We start from the raw sequence: 16,695 nt of genomic DNA on the forward strand, positions 1-16,695 counted from the left end.
AGCACGCTTCTCGGTGTGGCGGTGCTTCTAGAAAGATTCTATAAGCCCGGAACTTGATGCAGCACACAATCGGCGGCTGCAAGCCATCAGGCAGCCTCGCGCCAACGGTGTTCAAATACCCTTGCTGGGTATAACTAGAATTTGGGATCCCTGACAATGACCTCGCTCGACAGCTTCAAATGCCGCAAGACCCTCAAGGTCGGCAGCAAGTCCTACGTGTATTACAGCCTGCCCACCGCGGAGAAGAACGGTCTGAAGGGAATTTCCAAGCTGCCTTATTCGATGAAGGTGCTCCTGGAAAACCTGCTGCGCAACGAGGACGGCCGCACCGTCAAGAAAGAGGACATCATCGCGGTCTCGAAGTGGCTTCGCAAGCGCAAGCTCGAGCATGAAATCGCTTTCCGTCCGGCGCGCGTCCTGATGCAGGATTTCACCGGCGTGCCGGCGGTGGTCGATCTCGCCGCGATGCGCAACGCGATGCAGGCGCTCGGCGGCGATGCCGAGAAGATCAACCCGCTGGTGCCGGTCGACCTCGTGATCGACCACTCCGTCATCGTCAACTTCTTCGGGGACAACAAGGCGTTCGGCAAGAACGTCGTCGAGGAATACAAGCAGAACCAGGAACGCTACGAATTCCTGAAGTGGGGCCAAAAGGCGTTCTCGAACTTCTCGGTGGTGCCGCCCGGCACCGGCATCTGCCACCAGGTCAATCTCGAATATCTCGCGCAGACGGTATGGACCAAGAAGGAGAAGATGACGGTCGGCAAGAAGACCGGCACCTTCGAGGTCGCCTATCCGGATTCGCTCGTCGGCACCGATTCGCACACGACCATGGTCAACGGCCTCGCCGTGCTCGGCTGGGGCGTCGGCGGCATCGAGGCGGAAGCCTGCATGCTCGGCCAGCCGCTGTCGATGCTGCTGCCGGAGGTGGTCGGCTTCAAGCTCAAGGGCCAGCTCAAGGAAGGCGTCACCGCGACCGACCTCGTGCTGACGGTCACGCAGATGTTGCGCAAGCAAGGCGTGGTCGGCAAGTTCGTCGAGTTCTTCGGCCCCGGCCTCGATTATCTTTCGGTCGCGGATAAGGCGACCATCGGCAACATGGCGCCGGAATATGGTGCGACCTGCGGCTTCTTCCCGGTCGATGCCGCGACCATCGATTACCTCAAGACCTCGGGCCGCAAGAACGACCGCGTCGCGCTGGTCGCGGCCTACGCCAAGGCGCAGGGCCTGTTCCGTACGGCGAAATCAGCCGACCCCGTGTTCACGGAAACGCTGACGCTTGACCTGAAGGACGTCGTGCCGTCGATGGCCGGTCCGAAGCGTCCCGAAGGCCGCATCGCGCTGCCTTCGGTGGCGTCGGGCTTCGCGACCGCGCTCGCCGGCGAATACAAGAAGGCCGAGGGGGCCGAGAAGCGTTATGCGGTTGAGGGCCGCGATTTCGATCTCGGCCATGGTGATGTCGTGATCGCCGCGATCACCTCCTGCACCAACACCTCGAACCCCAGCGTTTTGATCGGCGCCGGCCTGCTCGCGCGCAACGCCGCCGCCAAGGGCCTGACTGCCAAGCCGTGGGTGAAGACCTCGCTGGCGCCGGGCAGCCAGGTGGTTGCGGAATATCTGGCCAATTCCGGCCTTCAGAAGGACCTCGACAAGGTCGGCTTCAACCTGGTCGGCTTCGGCTGCACCACCTGCATCGGCAACTCGGGCCCGCTGCCGGAAGAGATTTCGAAGTCGATCAACGACAACGCCATCGTGGCTGCGGCCGTGCTGTCGGGTAACCGCAACTTCGAAGGCCGCGTTTCGCCGGACGTGCAGGCGAACTATCTGGCCTCGCCGCCGCTGGTCGTGGCCTATGCGCTGGCCGGCACCGTGACCAAGGATCTCTCCGTCGAGCCGATCGGCACCGGCAAGGACGGCAAGCCGGTCTATCTGAAGGACATCTGGCCGACCACGAAGGAGATCAACGCCTTCATGAAGAAGTTCGTGACTGCGACGATCTTCAAGAAGCGCTACGCCGACGTGTTCAAGGGCGACACCAACTGGCGCAAGATCAAGACCACCGACAGCGAGACGTATCGCTGGAACATGTCGTCGACCTATGTGCAGAATCCGCCCTATTTCGAAGGCATGAAGAAGCAGCCCGATCCCGTCGTCGACGTGGTCGATGCGCGGATTCTCGCGATGTTCGGCGACAAGATCACCACCGATCACATCTCGCCGGCCGGCTCGATCAAGCTGACGTCGCCGGCCGGAAAGTTCCTCAGTGAGCACCAGGTGCGTCCCGCCGACTTCAACCAGTACGGCACGCGGCGCGGCAACCATGAGATCATGATGCGCGGCACCTTCGCCAACATCCGCATCAAGAACTTCATGCTGAAGGGGGCCGACGGCAATATTCCGGAAGGCGGACTAACCAAGCACTGGCCGGACGGCGAGGAGATGTCGATCTACGACGCCGCGATGAAGTACCAGCAGGAGAATGTGCCGCTGGTCGTGTTCGCCGGCGCCGAATACGGCAATGGTTCGTCGCGCGACTGGGCCGCGAAGGGCACCCGCCTGCTCGGCGTTCGCGCCGTGATCTGCCAGAGCTTCGAGCGCATCCACCGCTCCAACCTGGTTGGCATGGGTGTGTTGCCGCTCACCTTCGAGGAAGGCACATCGTGGACCTCGCTGGGGCTGAAGGGCGACGAGAAGGTGACGATCCGCGGCCTGCAGGGCGACCTGAAGCCGCGCCAGACCCTGACCGCCGAGATCGTCTCGAATGACGGTTCGCTGCAGCGCGTGCCGCTCTTGTGCCGCATCGATACCCTCGACGAGCTCGACTACTACCGCAATGGCGGCATCCTGCATTACGTGCTGCGCAAACTCGCGGCGTAGAGTTCTCTTTTTGACGTGTTTTCTTTCACGCGAACCGGTAACTACCCTCGGATCAAGTCCGAGGGCATGCTTCGCTTGAAAACGCTTTGAAACGCGGATTTGTGATCAGTGCCTCACTTCGAAGTGAGTAGCGACCAGGAAGAAGGCGGCCTATGACAAGGCCGCTTTCGCGTGTTTGGGGCACGCTTAACAGGATGTTCAAAACCATGCCCCGTACAAATACTGATAGCCGCTACTACCGGTTCGCACGATGACAGCGATGATGGCCTATAACTGCATATCGCGATGGTCCGGTGCGCTCGGAGCCGGTGCACTTGGGGTCTGCGCGATCATCGCGGTCATCCGCCCCGCCCATGCCGATCCCCGCGCAGTGGTCGAGCTGTTCACCTCGCAAGGCTGTTCATCCTGCCCGCCGGCCGACCGAATCGTCGGTGAGCTCGCCAAGGATCCATCTGTCATCGCGTTGAGCATGCCGGTCGATTATTGGGATTATCTTGGCTGGAAGGACACGCTGGCGGACTCGCAGTTCAGCGCGCGGCAAAAAGCCTATTCGCGCGCGCGCGGTGACCGTAACCTCTACACGCCGCAGATGATCGTCAACGGTTCGGCGCAGGTGATCGGCAGCGATCGCTCCGCCATCGACGGCGCCATCAAGAACACCAGCAAGACCGACGGCGTGATGTCGCTGCCGGTGACGATGACCTTGTCGGGCAAATTGCTCAACGTCTCGGTTGATGCGAGCAAGGTGGATCCGAGCAAGGTGTCAATGACAGCGGGCCATGGCGAAGTGTGGCTCTGCTCGGTGTCGCGCGCGGTGCCGATTTCAATCGGGCGCGGCGAGAACCGCGGCCGCGAGATCACCTACTACAACGTGGTGCGCAGTCTCGTGAAGGTCGGCGACTGGAACGGCGGTTCGGGAAGCTGGACCATTCCCCTTGAGAGCATTTCGCGCGATGGCGTCGACGCCGCGGTCGTCTATGTCCAGGATGGCAATCGCGACAAGCCGGGTGCGATGCTCGGCGCGGCCATGACCGAGCTGCGCTAGCTCGGCTTCGAATTTTCTGAACGGAAGCTGGTTGCGGCAGGCGGGCTTTGGCGCGCCGAGCGCAGCCGCGTGCAACCGGGCTCGCAAACGAAAAAGGACCAACTTTCGTTGGCCCAGTATCGGGATTAACTCCCTCTGCGAACAGGCCCGATCCCGACGGCCCCGGGGGGCTGGGGGCTGAGGAATCCGGAACCGAAAGGACCGGGCCAACGCAGGATTATGTTTTCTCAACTCAGCGGGGCAGGCGGTTGGCGGAAGTGGGGCAGCAATAAGATTCCGCTAACGATCCCGTGAATCCACGGATTCGGCAATGTCGGGTGTCGGACGCGATTTCTTTCGCATTTACACCCCCTTGCGGCATCCTTCGGTTAGCGCGATCATGCAAATTGAATGACAGGAGGCGCTCGATGAATTTGATATCGGAGGACACCGATCCGAGCGAGAGCCGCGCAGTGGCGCGCCCCGCCACTGCAGTTCCCCCGCCGAATCGCGTCACCTTCAACCGTCTCGAACTCAACCGCATCCTCAATCTGTATGGGCGCATGGTTGCCGACGGCGAATGGCGTGACTACGCCATCGACTTCATGAAGGACCGTGCGGTGTTTTCGGTCTTCCGCCGCGCCTCCGAGGTTCCGATCTACCGCATCGAGAAAGACCCGCGCCTTGCGCGCAAACAGGGCATGTACAGTGTGATCTCGGCGACCGGGCTGATCCTGCGCCGCGGCCACGAGCTTGAGCGGGTGTTGCTGGCGATCGACCGCAAGCTGGCGGTGGTTTAGCCACGCTGCTGTAGGGTGGGCAAAGGCGCCTTGCGCCGTGCCCACCATCCGTCTCCGGTCGCAAGAATGGTGGGGCACGCGGAGCCTGTCATCGGCGCGCATTCGCGCGACCCGGTGGCTCTGCCCACCCTGCCGGTCCCTCTAATCCTTCGGCACCGTCGTGCCGCCTTCACCGAGCGCGAGCTGCATCATCACGGTGTCGAGCCAGCGGCCGAACTTCAGGCCGACATTGGCGTGCGTCCCGACCATCTGGAACCCGCATTTGGTGTGCACGCCGATCGAGCCAGCATTGGCGGAATCGCCGATGACGGCGATCATCTGCCGGAAGCCGCGCGCCTCGCACGCGGCGATCAGCCGCTGCATCAGCTGGAAACCGACGCCGCGGCGGTGAATGGCCGGCTTCAAATAGACCGAATTCTCCACCGTGAAACGGTAGGCCGGCCGCGGCCGGTAGGGGCCGGCATAGGCGTAGCCGATCACCTCGCCCTCGACGACGGCGACGAAATAGGGAAATCCGCCGTCGGACAGCGCCCTGAATCGCCTGACCATCTCGGCGAGATCGGGTGGGGTCAGCTCGAACGTCGCGGTACCATGGCGCACCGCGTGCTCATAGATGTCGGTGATGGCGGGCAGGTCGGCCTCGGTGGCGGGCCGGATTTCAGGCATGGACATGCAGAAAAAGATACCAGCAGAACAATCGGGATCAACACCCTTTCCGTCATGGCCGGCCGAAGCTCGGGCATGATGAGCATGGACCCAAAGAAAAGCCCCGGCGCGAGGCCGGGGCTTTGACTCTTTTAGAACCTGGGTCGGTAGCGGCTAGTCGCGCTGGCCGAGCAGCTGCAGCAGCAGCGTGAACAGGTTGATGAAGTTCAGGTACAGCGACAGCGCACCGGAGATCGCAGCCCGTTCCGCAATCTCGCCGCCGGCCTGGGCATAGCCGTAGATGTACTCGTTCTTCAGCCGCTGGGTATCCCAGGCGGTGAGGCCCGCGAACACCAGCACGCCAACCACCGAGACGATGAACTGCAGCATTGAGCTCGCCAGGAACAGGTTGACCAGGCTGGCGATGATGACGCCGATCAGGCCCATGAACAGGAACGATCCCATGCCGCTCATGTCACGCTTGGTGGTGTAGCCATAGAGGCTGAGCGCACCGAAGGTCGCCGCCGTGATGAAGAACACCCGCACGATCGAGGTGTGGGTGTACACCAGGAAGATCGACGACAGTGAAATGCCCATCAGCGCCGAGAACACCCAGAACAGCATCTGGGCGGTCGCCGGCCGCAGCCGGTCGATGCCGGCCGAGATCGCGAACACCATCACGAGCGGTGCCAGGATGAACAGCCACTTCAGCGGGCTGACGAACATCGCGTAGCCGAACGGGGTCAGGAACTGGCTGCCGATCCGCACGGCGCCGGCCGCCGGATCGGTGGTCACCGCCGCCATATAGACGCCGAGCGCCGCCAAGCCGGTGATGGCGAGGCCGATGCTCATGTAGTTGTAGATGCGCAGCATGTAGGCGCGCAGACCGGCATCGACGGCCGCGGCGTCAACGCGTCCGGCGGCCCGGCCGAAAGGAGATACGTAGTTACGGTCTAGGTCCGACATGGTCGAATTCCCGTTGGTTGCCCGGCGGAGCGCAAGGGGTTTGCGGCGCCGGTTAGATTTCTTAGCTCAGATGTCCCGATCTGCCGACGCCAATTTTACGTCCTAGCGACGTTAATTTTACGTCATGAACCCGGCCACTGATCTTGGCTGGTATGTGGGAAACTAACACATTCGCCGCAAGCTTCCACGCGCGGCTGAATGTCGCTTCTGCCGCGGATTTGCCGGTAAAAGCAGTGTTAACCCTGCCTTTCGCCGCTACAAATTGTCACAAATTCCGCAACACGCCGGCCGGCTTCTGGTTCAGCGCCAGCAACGTGCCGGCGAGCCCGAGCCCGACCGTGACGAGGAGGGCGGCGGCAACCACGCCGGCGGCGCTGCCGGCCTGCCAGATGAAACTCAGCGTCATCAGGCGGGTGACGATCAGCCAGGCGGCGATCGAGCCTGCGATCACGCCGAACACCGCCGTGGCGAGGCCGATCAGCAGGTATTCCAGCGCGTAGGCGCCGAGCAATCGCGCGCGGGTGGCACCCAGCGTCTTCAGGATGACCGCGTCATAGACCCGGTGGCGATGGCCGGCCGCCAGCGCGCCGCCAAGCACCAGCATCGCCGAGATCAGCGTCACGGCGCTGGCGCCGCGGATCGCGAGCACGAGGTTGGTGACAACAGTGCCGACCGTCTCCAGCGCCTCGCGCACCCGGACGCTTGTCACCATTGGAAACGCGTCCGCCACCTGCTTGATGATGCGGGCGTCGCCGGCCGCATCGGGGTGGACCTCGGACAGCGTCGCGACATGGGTGTGCGGCGCGCCCTTGAAGGCGTTCGGCGAGAATACCAGCACGAAATTGATGCCGAGCCCCTGCCAGTCGATGTTGCGCAGATTGCTGATCTTCGCCGGAATGTCGCGGCCGAGCACGTTGACCACGATTTCATCGCCGATTTTGAGCTTCAGGCCGTCGGCGATCTTCTTTTCCATCGAGACCAGCGGGGGGCCGCCATAGTCCGCGCTCCACCATTCGCCCTCGACGATCTTCGAGCCCTTCGGGATTTCGCCGGTATAGGTCAGGCCGCGGTCGCTCTGCAGCACCCATTCGCTGTCCTGCGACGGCTTGAGCTGGTCGGCCTTGAGACCGCGGGCGGCGACGATGCGCCCACGCAGCATCGGTACGTCCTCCACGGTCGATTGCGGCGCGACCTCTTTGAGGAAGGCGCCGAAGCGGTCCGCGTCGGCGGACGGAATGTCGATGAAGTAGAAGGAGGGGGCGCGCTCCGGCAGCGCGGCGAGGAACTGCCGGCGCAGATTGCCGTCGATCTGGGTGATGGTGACGAGCACCGCGAGTCCTAAGCCCAGCGACATCACCACCGAGGGCGTCAGCGCGCCCGGCCGGTAGATGTTGGCGATCGCCAGCCGCAGCATGGTGATGCGGCTGCGCGGCAGCCGGCGTGCCAGCGCCATCAGGCCGGCGGCAACGCCGCGGAGCAGCGCGAACACTGCGACCGACGAGGCGACGAACACGGCGGCGACCCGTCTGTCGTAGGCAAGGCCGATCGCGACCGCGACGAGCGCTATGATCACGATCGCCATCAGCGCGAGATAGGCCCAGCGCGGACGGTGCCATTCGCGGGCGACCTCCTCGCGAAACAGCGCCGCGACCGGAACGTCGTGGACCCGGCCGAGCGGCCACAGGCCGAATGCGAGCGCGGTGAGCAGGCCATAGATGAACGACAGTGCCAGTTCGTCCAGATGCAGGGCCGGGATCACCGGCAGCGGCAGCAGCTTGCCGAATACGCCGACGATGACAAAGGGCAGCGCCGCGCCGGCGGCGAGCCCGATCACCGAGCCGATGCCGGCCAGCACGACCACCTGCGTCAGGTAGATCGTGAAGACGTCGCGCCCGGTGGCGCCGAGCGCCTTGAACGAGGCGATGACGTCGCGGCGGCGATCGATGTGGCTCTTCACCGCATTGGCGACGCCGACGCCGCCGACCAGCAGCGCGGCGAGGCCGACCAGCGTCAGGAACTGGGTGAAACGGTTGATGGTGCGTTCGAGCTGCGGCGAGGCGTTGCCGCGGCTGCGGATTTCCCAGCCGGCCTCGGGGAGGGCGCTGCGCGCGGCATCGATCATCTGTGTGGCCGCGCGCTCGTCGGCGGCGTTGTCGGGCAGCTTGAGCCGGTAGATCCAGCGCGCCAGGCTGCCGGGCTGCAGCAGGCCGGTGGCGCGCAAGGCGGCTTCGCTGACCAGGACGCGCGGCCCCAGCCCGACATTGCCGGCGAGCTTGTCGGGCTCTGTCACGACCACGCTGCGGATCTGCACCGTGGCGTTGCCGATCGTGATGCGGTCGCCGATCTTGAGATCGAGCCGCGCCAGCAGCGTGGAATCGACCGCGGCGCCGAACGCGCCGTCACGCTCGGCCAGCACGTCGGCCATCGGCACCTTCGGCTCGAGCGTGACCTCTCCGAGCATCGGATAGTTGCCGTCCACCGCCTTGAGCTCGACCAGCGCAAGCCTGCCGTCCTGGCTGCGGGCCATGACGCGCAGCGTGGCCGCGACCGAAACCTGGCCGCGGGCGCGCAGGAAGGCGATTTCCTCCGGCTTGGCCTCGCGCTGGATCAGCGAGAACGCGACGTCGCCGCCGAGCAGCGTGCGGCCCTCGCGCTCCAGGCCCTCGCTCAGACTCGCGGCGACCGAGCCGACGCCGGCAATCGCCATGACGCCGAGCGCGATGCAGGCGATGAAGACATAGAAGCCGCGCAGGCCGCCACGCAATTCGCGGAGCGCGTAACGGAGGGCGAGCGACGACGCGCGGCTGCGGTAGGCGGGTTCGGAAACGGTGGTCATGAATGTCCGTCGATGCGGCCCGAGCGCAGCCGCACCACGCGGTCGCAGCGCTGCGCGAGCGAACTGTCATGCGTCACCAGCACCAGCGTCATGCCGCGCTCGGCGTGCTTGGTGAAGAGCATATCGACGATCTGCTTGCCGGTGGTTTCGTCGAGATTGCCGGTCGGCTCGTCGGCGACGAGAATGGCGGGATCGGGCGCCAGCGCGCGGGCCAGCGCTACGCGCTGCTGCTCGCCGCCGGAGAGTTGCGTGGGGTAGTGATGCAGGCGCTCGCCGAGCCCGACGGAAGCGAGCTCCTTTGCTGCGCGCTCGGCTGCGTCAGCGTTACCGGCAAGCTCCAGCGGCACCGCGACGTTTTCCAGCGCTGTCATGGTCGGAATCAAATGGAACGACTGGAACACGATGCCGACCTGGCGGCCTCGGAAGCGCGCCAGCGCGTCCTCGTCGAGGGCATTGAACGGCGTGCCGTTCACCACCACCTCTCCGCTGTCAGGACGTTCCAAGCCCGCCATCACCATCAGCAAGGTCGATTTGCCCGAGCCTGATGGTCCGATCAGCCCGATCGCTTCGCCCGATGCCACACGAAGGCTGATATCCTTCAGGATATGAACGCGGGCGGCGCCGGTGCCGAGCGAGAGGTTGACGTTGGAAATGGAAATGGTGTCCGGCCCGAGGCCGGTCAGGGAAGAGGATTCGATGCGACTGTCCATGGCTCGGTCATATGGCACTTCCGCCGCTCGGGTCGAGGGCTTGAAACGGATGTTTGCGCACATACGCGTGTTGCTTATGGCTTTGATGACGGCCTGGTCGGTTTGGGTGCAGGCGCCAGCCACCGCAGCGGACAAACCGCTGAAAATGGTCGTCCTCGGAGATTCCTTGAGTGCGGGACTCGGCCTGCAGGCCCCGGCCGCATTCCCCGTCCGGCTGCAAAAAGCGTTGGCAGACAAGGGGATAAAGGTCGACATGATCAATGCCGGGGTATCCGGCGATACCACCTCGGGCGGCCGCGACCGGCTCGACTGGTCGATCCCGGAGGGAACCGAGGCGGTCATCGTCGAGCTCGGTGCCAACGACGCGCTGCGCGGCATCGATCCCGCCGTCACCCGCGCCGCGCTGACCGATATCCTGACGCGGCTGAAGGCACGCAAAATTGCCGTTCTGTTGTGCGGAATGGTGGCGCCGCCCAACTACGGCAGCGACTACGCCGCAAAGTTCAACGCGATCTATCCGGAGCTTGCAAAATCGTTCGACGTGCCGCTTTACCCGTTTTTCCTGGAAGGGGTCGCGGCGGAAGCCAAGCTCAACCAGGCGGACGGAATCCATCCGACCGCCGAGGGCGTCGACATCATCGTGAAGAATATTCTGCCCATGGTGGAGGCACTTGTTGGCACGATCTCCGGGCAGCGGAGTTGAAAAAGCAGCAAGAGAGCAGAAAACAATAAGGTTACCCCAAGGTTTTTCCGTAGCTTTGCGGAGTGCTCGCCCCGCGTGCTTCGCAGGGTCACATAAGTCAGGTAGGAATTGAGTGATCGGTGATTCGTCACCGGGTTTGCTTCCAGGCGCAAGTCTTCGGGCTCGCGCCTCCGCATCGAGGATTTAGCGATGCCGCGTCTGTTTGCTGGACTGGAAATTCCGGCCGATATCGGCCAGAGCCTTTCCAATTTGCGTGGCGGCCTTCCCGGCGCACGCTGGATCGATCCCGAAAATTACCACGTCACCTTGCGCTTCATCGGCGACATCGACGGCATGTCGGCGAATGAAATTGCCTCGATGCTGTTTCGGGTCAACCGCAAGCCGTTTGAGGTCAAGGTGCAGGGCCTACAGAGCTTTGGCGGCAAGAAACCGCGCGCGGTGGTCGCCTCCGTCGAGCCGAGCCGGCCATTGATCGAACTGCAGGCCGAGCTCGAACGATTGATGCAACGGCTCGGGCTCGATCCGGAAGGGCGCAAATTCATCCCGCATGTGACGCTGGCACGGCTGCATGATGCCTCCAGCCAGGACGTTGCCGATTATCTCTCGGTGCGCGGCTATTTCCCGAGCCGCACCTTCATGGCCTCGCGCTTCGTGCTGTTCTCGTCACGCGCCTCCACCGGCGGCGGGCCCTACGTGGTCGAGGATTCCTACGCGCTGAGTGCGTGAGGGGAAGATATGCTTGCCGCACCACCACCGTCATCATCCGCCTTGTACGCAATTGCGCACTGGGGCGGATGATCCAGTATGCCAGAGGCACTTCGGACAGAACCGAGGCGCCGCGGCGTACTGGATCCCCGCCTTCGCGGGGATGACGAGTTGTGCCCGCATAGCTCCAGACCTAATTAGCTGCTTGCAATTTTTACGCGCTTGAGGCCGAAAGGTCGCCATGCTGACGACCGACCCCACCTCGTTCCACGCGCAGTATCAGGCCCTCGTTTCCTCCGGCGCGATTGATGCCGATCCGGCGCAGGCCGAGGCCGCCGAGGCGTTCGCCGCGCTCGAAGAGCGGCTTTCCAGCTACAAGCCGGCGAAGAAGCTCAGCCTGCTCGGTCGCCTGTTTGGCGACAAGAGCGAGGCGCCGCCGCGCGGGCTTTACGTTCATGGCGAAGTCGGCCGCGGCAAGACCATGCTGATGGATCTGTTCTTTCAGCACTCGCCGGTCCGGCACAAGCGGCGCGCCCATTTTCACGAGTTCATGGCCGAGGCGCATGAGAAGATCTACGCCTATCGCCAGAACATCGCGCGCGGCGAGATCGCCGACAGCGATGTTATCGAGCTGACGGCGAATGCCATCTTCGACGAGGCGTGGCTGTTATGCTTCGACGAATTCCACGTCACCGACATTGCCGACGCCATGATCCTGGGGCGGCTGTTCGCAAAGCTGTTCGAGCTCGGCACCGTGGTGGTGGCGACATCGAACGTCGCGCCGGAAGACCTCTACAAGGGCGGTCTCAACCGCGCGCTGTTCCTGCCCTTCATCAGCCAGATCGAAGGCCGCATGGACGTGCTGCGGCTCGACGCGCGCACCGATTTCCGGCTGGAAAAACTCACCGGGGTGAAGATGTGGCTGGTGCCGCCGGATGACGAAGCCGGCGCCGCGCTCGACCGCGCCTGGCGCAAGATGACCGGCAATGCGCCCTGCAAGCATCGCGATATTTCGATCAAGGGCCGTATCCTGCGCGTGCCCTGTTCGGCGCACGGCGTCGCGCGGTTTTCCTTTGCCGATATCTGCGATAAGCCGCTCGCCGCGTCCGACTATCTGCGGCTAGCGCATGATTATCATACCATCCTGATCGACCGCATTCCGGTGATGGATTTTCCCGCGCGCAACGCCGCCAAGCGCTTCATCTCGCTGATCGACACACTCTACGACAACGCCGTGAAGCTGATGGCCTCGGCGGAGGCCGATCCGGTGTCGCTGTACCTCGCGACCGAGGGCGTGGAGGCCATGGAGTTCAAGCGGACGGCCTCGCGCCTGATCGAGATGAGTTCCGAGTCCTACCTGGCGCTGCCGCACGGGAGGAAGGATTCCGCGGCCAGCGGGTCGAGCACCGGGCTGGTGGAGACTTAAATCTCTCCGTCGTCATTCCGGGATGCGCCTCTTGGCGCAGGCCCGGAATCCTTACTCCCGATCGTGGTTATGGATTCTCTGATGTGCAAGTGCACATCACAGATCGCGACTTTCGTCGCGCCCCGGAAGACGGTGCCTGCTGGCATACCTGACCTAATTCGAGGCAGGGCCTCAGAATCGGGCGCGGTCCGTCTTGAACCGGTCAATCGAAAGGGATAGCAAGCCATCCGGCTGACTTATCCACCCTCACTCTTCGTCTTAGAAGGACAAATTTCCCATGGCGCGCGACAAGATTGCTTTGATTGGCTCCGGTCAGATCGGCGGAACGCTGGCTCACCTCATCGGCCTGAAGGAGCTCGGCGACGTCGTGATGTTCGACATCGCCGAGGGCGTGCCCCAGGGCAAAGCCCTCGACATCGCGCAGTCCTCGCCGGTCGACGGTTTCGACTCCAACCTCACCGGCGCCAACTCCTACGAGGCGCTCGACGGCGCCAAGGTCTGCATCGTCACCGCCGGTGTGCCGCGCAAGCCCGGCATGAGCCGCGACGATCTCCTCTCCATCAACCTCAAGGTCATGGAGCAGGTCGGCGCCGGCATCAAGAAATACGCTCCCGACTCTTTCGTCATCTGCATCACCAACCCGCTGGACGCAATGGTCTGGGCACTGCAGAAGGCGTCGGGCATGCCGCACAAGAAGGTGGTCGGCATGGCCGGCGTGCTCGATTCCGCGCGCTTCCGCTACTTCCTGGCCGATGAATTCAACGTCTCGGTCGAAGACGTCACCGCCTTCGTGCTCGGCGGCCATGGCGATACCATGGTGCCGCTGACGCGCTACTCCACCGTTGCCGGCATTCCGCTGCCCGACCTCGTCAAGATGGGCTGGACCTCGCAGGCCCGCATCGACGAGATCGTCGACCGCACCCGCAACGGCGGCGCCGAAATCGTCAACCTCCTGAAGACCGGTTCGGCGTTCTACGCACCGGCGGCTTCGGCGATTGCGATGGCCGAGAGCTACTTGAAGGACAAGAAGCGCGTGCTGCCCTGCGCCGCCTATCTCAACGGCGAATACAATGTGAAGGACATGTATGTCGGCGTTCCCGTCGTGATCGGCTCGAAGGGTGTCGAACGCGTCGTCGAGATCGAGTTGGCCGGCAAGGATCGCGAGGCCTTCGACAAGTCGGTCGGCGCGGTTCAGGGCCTGGTCGACGCCTGCAAGAAGATCGCGCCCGATCTTCTCGGTCGTTGATTTTGCTCTGCTTTCGCCCCTCGCCGGGGCGAAAGCGTTTTCAGGGTTGCAGTTCTCCTGGTATATGGTATGCCAACTACCAATGCCGGTGAACTGTAGAACTCGCCGCTTTCGGTTTCGGGGAACGTCCAGATGAATATCCATGAATACCAGGCCAAGGCTCTGCTGCACGAATTCGGCGTGCCGATCTCAAAGGGCGTGCCGGTGCTCAAGCCCGAGGACGCCGAAGCGGCCGCCAAGCAGCTCCCCGGTCCGGTCTGGGTGGTGAAGAGCCAGATCCATGCCGGCGGCCGCGGCAAGGGCAAGTTCAAGGAAGCCTCCGCCGGCGACAAGGGCGGCGTCCGCATCGCCAAGTCGGTCGCCGAGGTCTCCGAATTCGCCAAGCAGATGCTGGGTGCAACCCTCGTTACCGTGCAGACCGGCCCCGCCGGCAAGCAGGTCAATCGCCTCTACATCGAGGACGGCTCCGACATTGACAAGGAGTTCTACCTCTCGATCCTGGTCAACCGCGAAACCTCGCAAGTATCCTTCGTGGTCTCGACCGAAGGCGGCATGAACATCGAGGAGGTCGCGCACAACACGCCCGAGAAGATCGTGACCTTCTCGGTCGACCCGGCCACCGGCATCATGCCCCATCACGGCCGCACCGTTGCGAAAGCGCTCAACCTCTCCGGGGATCTTGCCAAGCAGGCGGAGAGGCTGGTCGTGCAGCTCTTCAATGCCTTCACCGCCAAGGACATGGCGATGCTGGAAATCAACCCGCTTGTTGTCACCAGGCAGGGCCAGCTCCGCGTGCTCGACGCCAAGGTCTCGTTCGACGACAACGCGCTGTTCCGGCATCCGGAGATTGCGGTGCCGCTGCGCGATCTGACCGAAGAGGACGCCAAGGAAATCGAGGCGTCGAAATACGATCTCAACTACGTGACGCTCGACGGCACCATCGGCTGCATGGTCAACGGCGCCGGCCTTGCCATGGCGACGATGGACATCATCAAGCTCTATGGCATGGAGCCCGCCAACTTCCTCGATGTCGGCGGCGGCGCCAGCAAGGAGAAGGTCGCGGCGGCGTTCAAGATCATCACCGCCGACCCCAATGTGAAGGGCATCCTGGTCAACATCTTCGGCGGTATCATGAAGTGCGATATCATCGCCGAGGGCGTGGTCGCGGCCGTCAAGGAAGTCGGCCTCAAGGTGCCGCTGGTGGTTCGCCTTGAAGGCACCAATGTCGACGCCGGCAAGCGGATCATCCGCGAGTCCGGCCTCAACGTGGTGCCGGCCGACAATCTCGACGATGCCGCACAGAAGATCGTGAAAGCCGTCAAGGGAGGCTAGCGATGGCTGACCATCTCGCCGCACCGACACCGCTGGAAGAACACCGCAAGCTCGCGGCTTTCGCGGGCGAATGGGCCGGCGAGGAAATGGTCTATCCGTCACGCTGGACCGCGGGCGGTCCGGCCACCTCGCATGTCGTCGCGCGCATGGATCTCAACGGCTTCTATCTGATCCAGGACACCCGCCAGATGCGCGACGGCAAGGAAAGTTTCGCGACCCACGGCGTGTTCACCTTCGACCGCGACGACCGAACCTACAAATTGTTCTGGCACGATTCGCTCGGCTACTACTCGCCTGCGCCGGCCTCCGGCGCCTGGGCCGGTAACAAGCTGACGCTAGTGCGCGGCTCGCTGCGCGGCAATGCGCGTCACGTCTACGAGATCGTCGATAACGACAACTACACCATGAAGATCCAGTTCTCGCCTGATGCCGAAGGATGGGCCGACGTGCTCACCGGCGTCTACCGGCGGATTCACTAAACTTCATCTTTCCCGGTCACCTACGAAAGCGTGCTTCATCATGTCCGTTCTGATCGACAAGAATACCAAAGTCATCTGCCAGGGTTTCACGGGCAAGAACGGCACGTTCCATTCGGAAGCCGCGATCGCTTACGGCACCCGGATGGTCGGCGGCACCTCGCCGGGTAAGGGTGGTTCGACCCATCTCGGCCTGCCGGTGTTCGACACCGTCCGCGAGGCGCGCGAGAAGACTGGCGCGGATGCGTCGGTGATCTACGTGCCGCCGCCGGGCGCGGCGGATGCGATCTGCGAAGCGATCGACGCGGAGATCCCGCTGATCGTCTGCATCACCGAGGGCATTCCGGTGCTCGACATGGTGCGCGTCAAGCGCTCTCTGTCAGGCTCGAAGTCGCGGCTGATCGGACCGAACTGCCCGGGCGTGATGACCGCCGGCGAGTGCAAGATCGGGATCATGCCGGCCAACATCTTCAAGCCGGGCAGCGTCGGGATCGTTTCGCGCTCGGGCACGTTGACCTATGAGGCCGTGTTCCAGACCACCCAGGAAGGCCTCGGCCAGACCACCGCGGTCGGCATCGGCGGCGACCCGGTCAAGGGCACCGAGTTCATCGACGTGCTCGAGATGTTCCTCAAGGACGAGAAGACCACCTCGATCATCATGATCGGCGAGATCGGCGGCAGCGCCGAGGAAGACGCCGCCCAGTTCATTAAGGACGAGGCCAAGCGCGGCCGCAAGAAGCCGATGGTCGGCTTCATCGCCGGCGTCACCGCCCCTCCCGGCCGCCGCATGGGCCATGCCGGCGCGATCATCTCCGGTGGCAAGGGCGACGCCGGCTCCAAGACGGCAGCCATGGAAGCGGCCGGAATTACCGTTTCGCCGTCCCCGGCACGGCTAGGGCATACCCTTGCCGAAAAGTTGAAATCTTAATTCAGTCCTTGGTTCTTTTAG

The 16,695-nt window shown here is 63.5% G+C and carries 14 protein-coding genes; 10 read left to right on the forward strand and 4 right to left on the reverse strand.

The window, feature by feature from the left end:
* Positions 1–156 precede the first annotated feature (156 nt).
* From acnA to RX331_RS01860, 3 genes are all read left to right on the forward strand, one after another.
* Positions 157–2,877: an aconitate hydratase AcnA gene (acnA, locus tag RX331_RS01850; protein WP_317254973.1), complete on the forward strand. Its 2,721-nt coding sequence runs from the start codon at positions 157–159 to the stop codon at positions 2,875–2,877.
* A gap of 250 nt (positions 2,878–3,127) precedes the next feature.
* Positions 3,128–3,922, forward strand: coding sequence for a DUF1223 domain-containing protein (locus RX331_RS01855; RefSeq protein WP_317254974.1), 795 nt, complete (start codon positions 3,128–3,130; stop codon positions 3,920–3,922).
* Positions 3,923–4,329: 407 nt separating this feature from the next.
* Positions 4,330–4,701 (forward strand): DUF2794 domain-containing protein, encoded by a 372-nt coding sequence (locus tag RX331_RS01860; RefSeq protein ID WP_317254975.1) that lies wholly within the window; start codon positions 4,330–4,332, stop codon positions 4,699–4,701.
* A gap of 141 nt (positions 4,702–4,842) precedes the next feature.
* On the opposite strand, the gene RX331_RS01865 is transcribed toward RX331_RS01860, so the two are convergent.
* The 4 genes from RX331_RS01865 to RX331_RS01880 form a co-directional block, all read right to left on the reverse strand.
* Positions 4,843–5,373, reverse strand: coding sequence for an N-acetyltransferase family protein (locus RX331_RS01865; RefSeq protein ID WP_317254976.1), 531 nt, complete (start codon positions 5,371–5,373; stop codon positions 4,843–4,845).
* 147 nt (positions 5,374–5,520) lie between these two features.
* Complete coding sequence (locus RX331_RS01870; protein WP_317254977.1) at positions 5,521–6,312, reverse strand: Bax inhibitor-1/YccA family protein; 792 nt, start codon at positions 6,310–6,312, stop codon at positions 5,521–5,523.
* A gap of 265 nt (positions 6,313–6,577) precedes the next feature.
* The gene (locus RX331_RS01875; RefSeq protein WP_317254978.1) at positions 6,578–9,148 is read right to left on the reverse strand and encodes an ABC transporter permease; all 2,571 of its coding nucleotides are present in this window, start codon (positions 9,146–9,148) and stop codon (positions 6,578–6,580) included.
* Positions 9,145–9,858 carry an ABC transporter ATP-binding protein gene (locus tag RX331_RS01880; protein WP_317254979.1) on the reverse strand — a complete coding sequence of 238 codons (714 nt, stop codon included), beginning with the start codon at positions 9,856–9,858 and terminating at the stop codon, positions 9,145–9,147. The genes RX331_RS01875 and RX331_RS01880 overlap by 4 nt, the downstream gene beginning before the upstream one ends.
* Positions 9,859–9,934: 76 nt before the next feature.
* Between RX331_RS01880 and RX331_RS01885 the strand changes: the two genes are divergently transcribed.
* From RX331_RS01885 to sucD, 7 genes are all read left to right on the forward strand, one after another.
* Positions 9,935–10,561 carry an arylesterase gene (locus RX331_RS01885; protein ID WP_317254980.1) on the forward strand — a complete coding sequence of 209 codons (627 nt, stop codon included), beginning with the start codon at positions 9,935–9,937 and terminating at the stop codon, positions 10,559–10,561.
* 189 nt (positions 10,562–10,750) lie between these two features.
* Complete coding sequence (gene thpR, locus RX331_RS01890) at positions 10,751–11,287, forward strand: RNA 2',3'-cyclic phosphodiesterase (RefSeq protein ID WP_317254981.1); 537 nt, start codon at positions 10,751–10,753, stop codon at positions 11,285–11,287.
* Between the two features lie 220 nt (positions 11,288–11,507).
* The gene (gene zapE, locus RX331_RS01895) at positions 11,508–12,692 is read left to right on the forward strand and encodes a cell division protein ZapE (RefSeq protein WP_317254982.1); all 1,185 of its coding nucleotides are present in this window, start codon (positions 11,508–11,510) and stop codon (positions 12,690–12,692) included.
* A gap of 277 nt (positions 12,693–12,969) precedes the next feature.
* The gene (gene mdh / locus RX331_RS01900; protein WP_317254983.1) at positions 12,970–13,938 is read left to right on the forward strand and encodes a malate dehydrogenase; all 969 of its coding nucleotides are present in this window, start codon (positions 12,970–12,972) and stop codon (positions 13,936–13,938) included.
* A 132-nt stretch (positions 13,939–14,070) separates the two neighbouring features.
* Entirely contained in the window at positions 14,071–15,270 is a 1,200-nt protein-coding gene (gene sucC, locus RX331_RS01905; RefSeq protein ID WP_317254984.1) for an ADP-forming succinate--CoA ligase subunit beta, read from the forward strand.
* Positions 15,271–15,272: 2 nt separating this feature from the next.
* The gene (locus tag RX331_RS01910) at positions 15,273–15,749 is read left to right on the forward strand and encodes a DUF1579 family protein (protein ID WP_317254985.1); all 477 of its coding nucleotides are present in this window, start codon (positions 15,273–15,275) and stop codon (positions 15,747–15,749) included.
* A 40-nt stretch (positions 15,750–15,789) separates the two neighbouring features.
* On the forward strand, positions 15,790–16,674 hold the full coding sequence (sucD, locus tag RX331_RS01915; RefSeq protein WP_317254986.1) for a succinate--CoA ligase subunit alpha: 885 nt from the start codon (positions 15,790–15,792) through the stop codon (positions 16,672–16,674).
* The last annotated feature ends 21 nt before the right edge of the window (positions 16,675–16,695 follow it).

Source organism: Bradyrhizobium sp. BWA-3-5 (assembly GCF_032917985.1).
Taxonomy (GTDB): domain Bacteria; phylum Pseudomonadota; class Alphaproteobacteria; order Rhizobiales; family Xanthobacteraceae; genus Bradyrhizobium.

What these genes read in the sequence shown, in the direction of transcription:
- acnA (WP_317254973.1), top strand. Translation starts at nt 157, where the DNA reads ATGACCTCGCTCGACAGCTTCAAATGCCGCAAGACCCTCAAGGTCGGC.
- RX331_RS01855 (WP_317254974.1), top strand. Translation starts at nt 3,128, where the DNA reads ATGACAGCGATGATGGCCTATAACTGCATATCGCGATGGTCCGGTGCG.
- RX331_RS01860 (WP_317254975.1), top strand. Translation starts at nt 4,330, where the DNA reads ATGAATTTGATATCGGAGGACACCGATCCGAGCGAGAGCCGCGCAGTG.
- RX331_RS01865 (WP_317254976.1), bottom strand. Translation starts at nt 5,373, where the DNA reads ATGTCCATGCCTGAAATCCGGCCCGCCACCGAGGCCGACCTGCCCGCC.
- RX331_RS01870 (WP_317254977.1), bottom strand. Translation starts at nt 6,312, where the DNA reads ATGTCGGACCTAGACCGTAACTACGTATCTCCTTTCGGCCGGGCCGCC.
- RX331_RS01875 (WP_317254978.1), bottom strand. Translation starts at nt 9,148, where the DNA reads ATGACCACCGTTTCCGAACCCGCCTACCGCAGCCGCGCGTCGTCGCTC.
- RX331_RS01880 (WP_317254979.1), bottom strand. Translation starts at nt 9,858, where the DNA reads ATGGACAGTCGCATCGAATCCTCTTCCCTGACCGGCCTCGGGCCGGAC.
- RX331_RS01885 (WP_317254980.1), top strand. Translation starts at nt 9,935, where the DNA reads ATGGCTTTGATGACGGCCTGGTCGGTTTGGGTGCAGGCGCCAGCCACC.
- thpR (WP_317254981.1), top strand. Translation starts at nt 10,751, where the DNA reads ATGCCGCGTCTGTTTGCTGGACTGGAAATTCCGGCCGATATCGGCCAG.
- zapE (WP_317254982.1), top strand. Translation starts at nt 11,508, where the DNA reads ATGCTGACGACCGACCCCACCTCGTTCCACGCGCAGTATCAGGCCCTC.
- mdh (WP_317254983.1), top strand. Translation starts at nt 12,970, where the DNA reads ATGGCGCGCGACAAGATTGCTTTGATTGGCTCCGGTCAGATCGGCGGA.
- sucC (WP_317254984.1), top strand. Translation starts at nt 14,071, where the DNA reads ATGAATATCCATGAATACCAGGCCAAGGCTCTGCTGCACGAATTCGGC.
- RX331_RS01910 (WP_317254985.1), top strand. Translation starts at nt 15,273, where the DNA reads ATGGCTGACCATCTCGCCGCACCGACACCGCTGGAAGAACACCGCAAG.
- sucD (WP_317254986.1), top strand. Translation starts at nt 15,790, where the DNA reads ATGTCCGTTCTGATCGACAAGAATACCAAAGTCATCTGCCAGGGTTTC.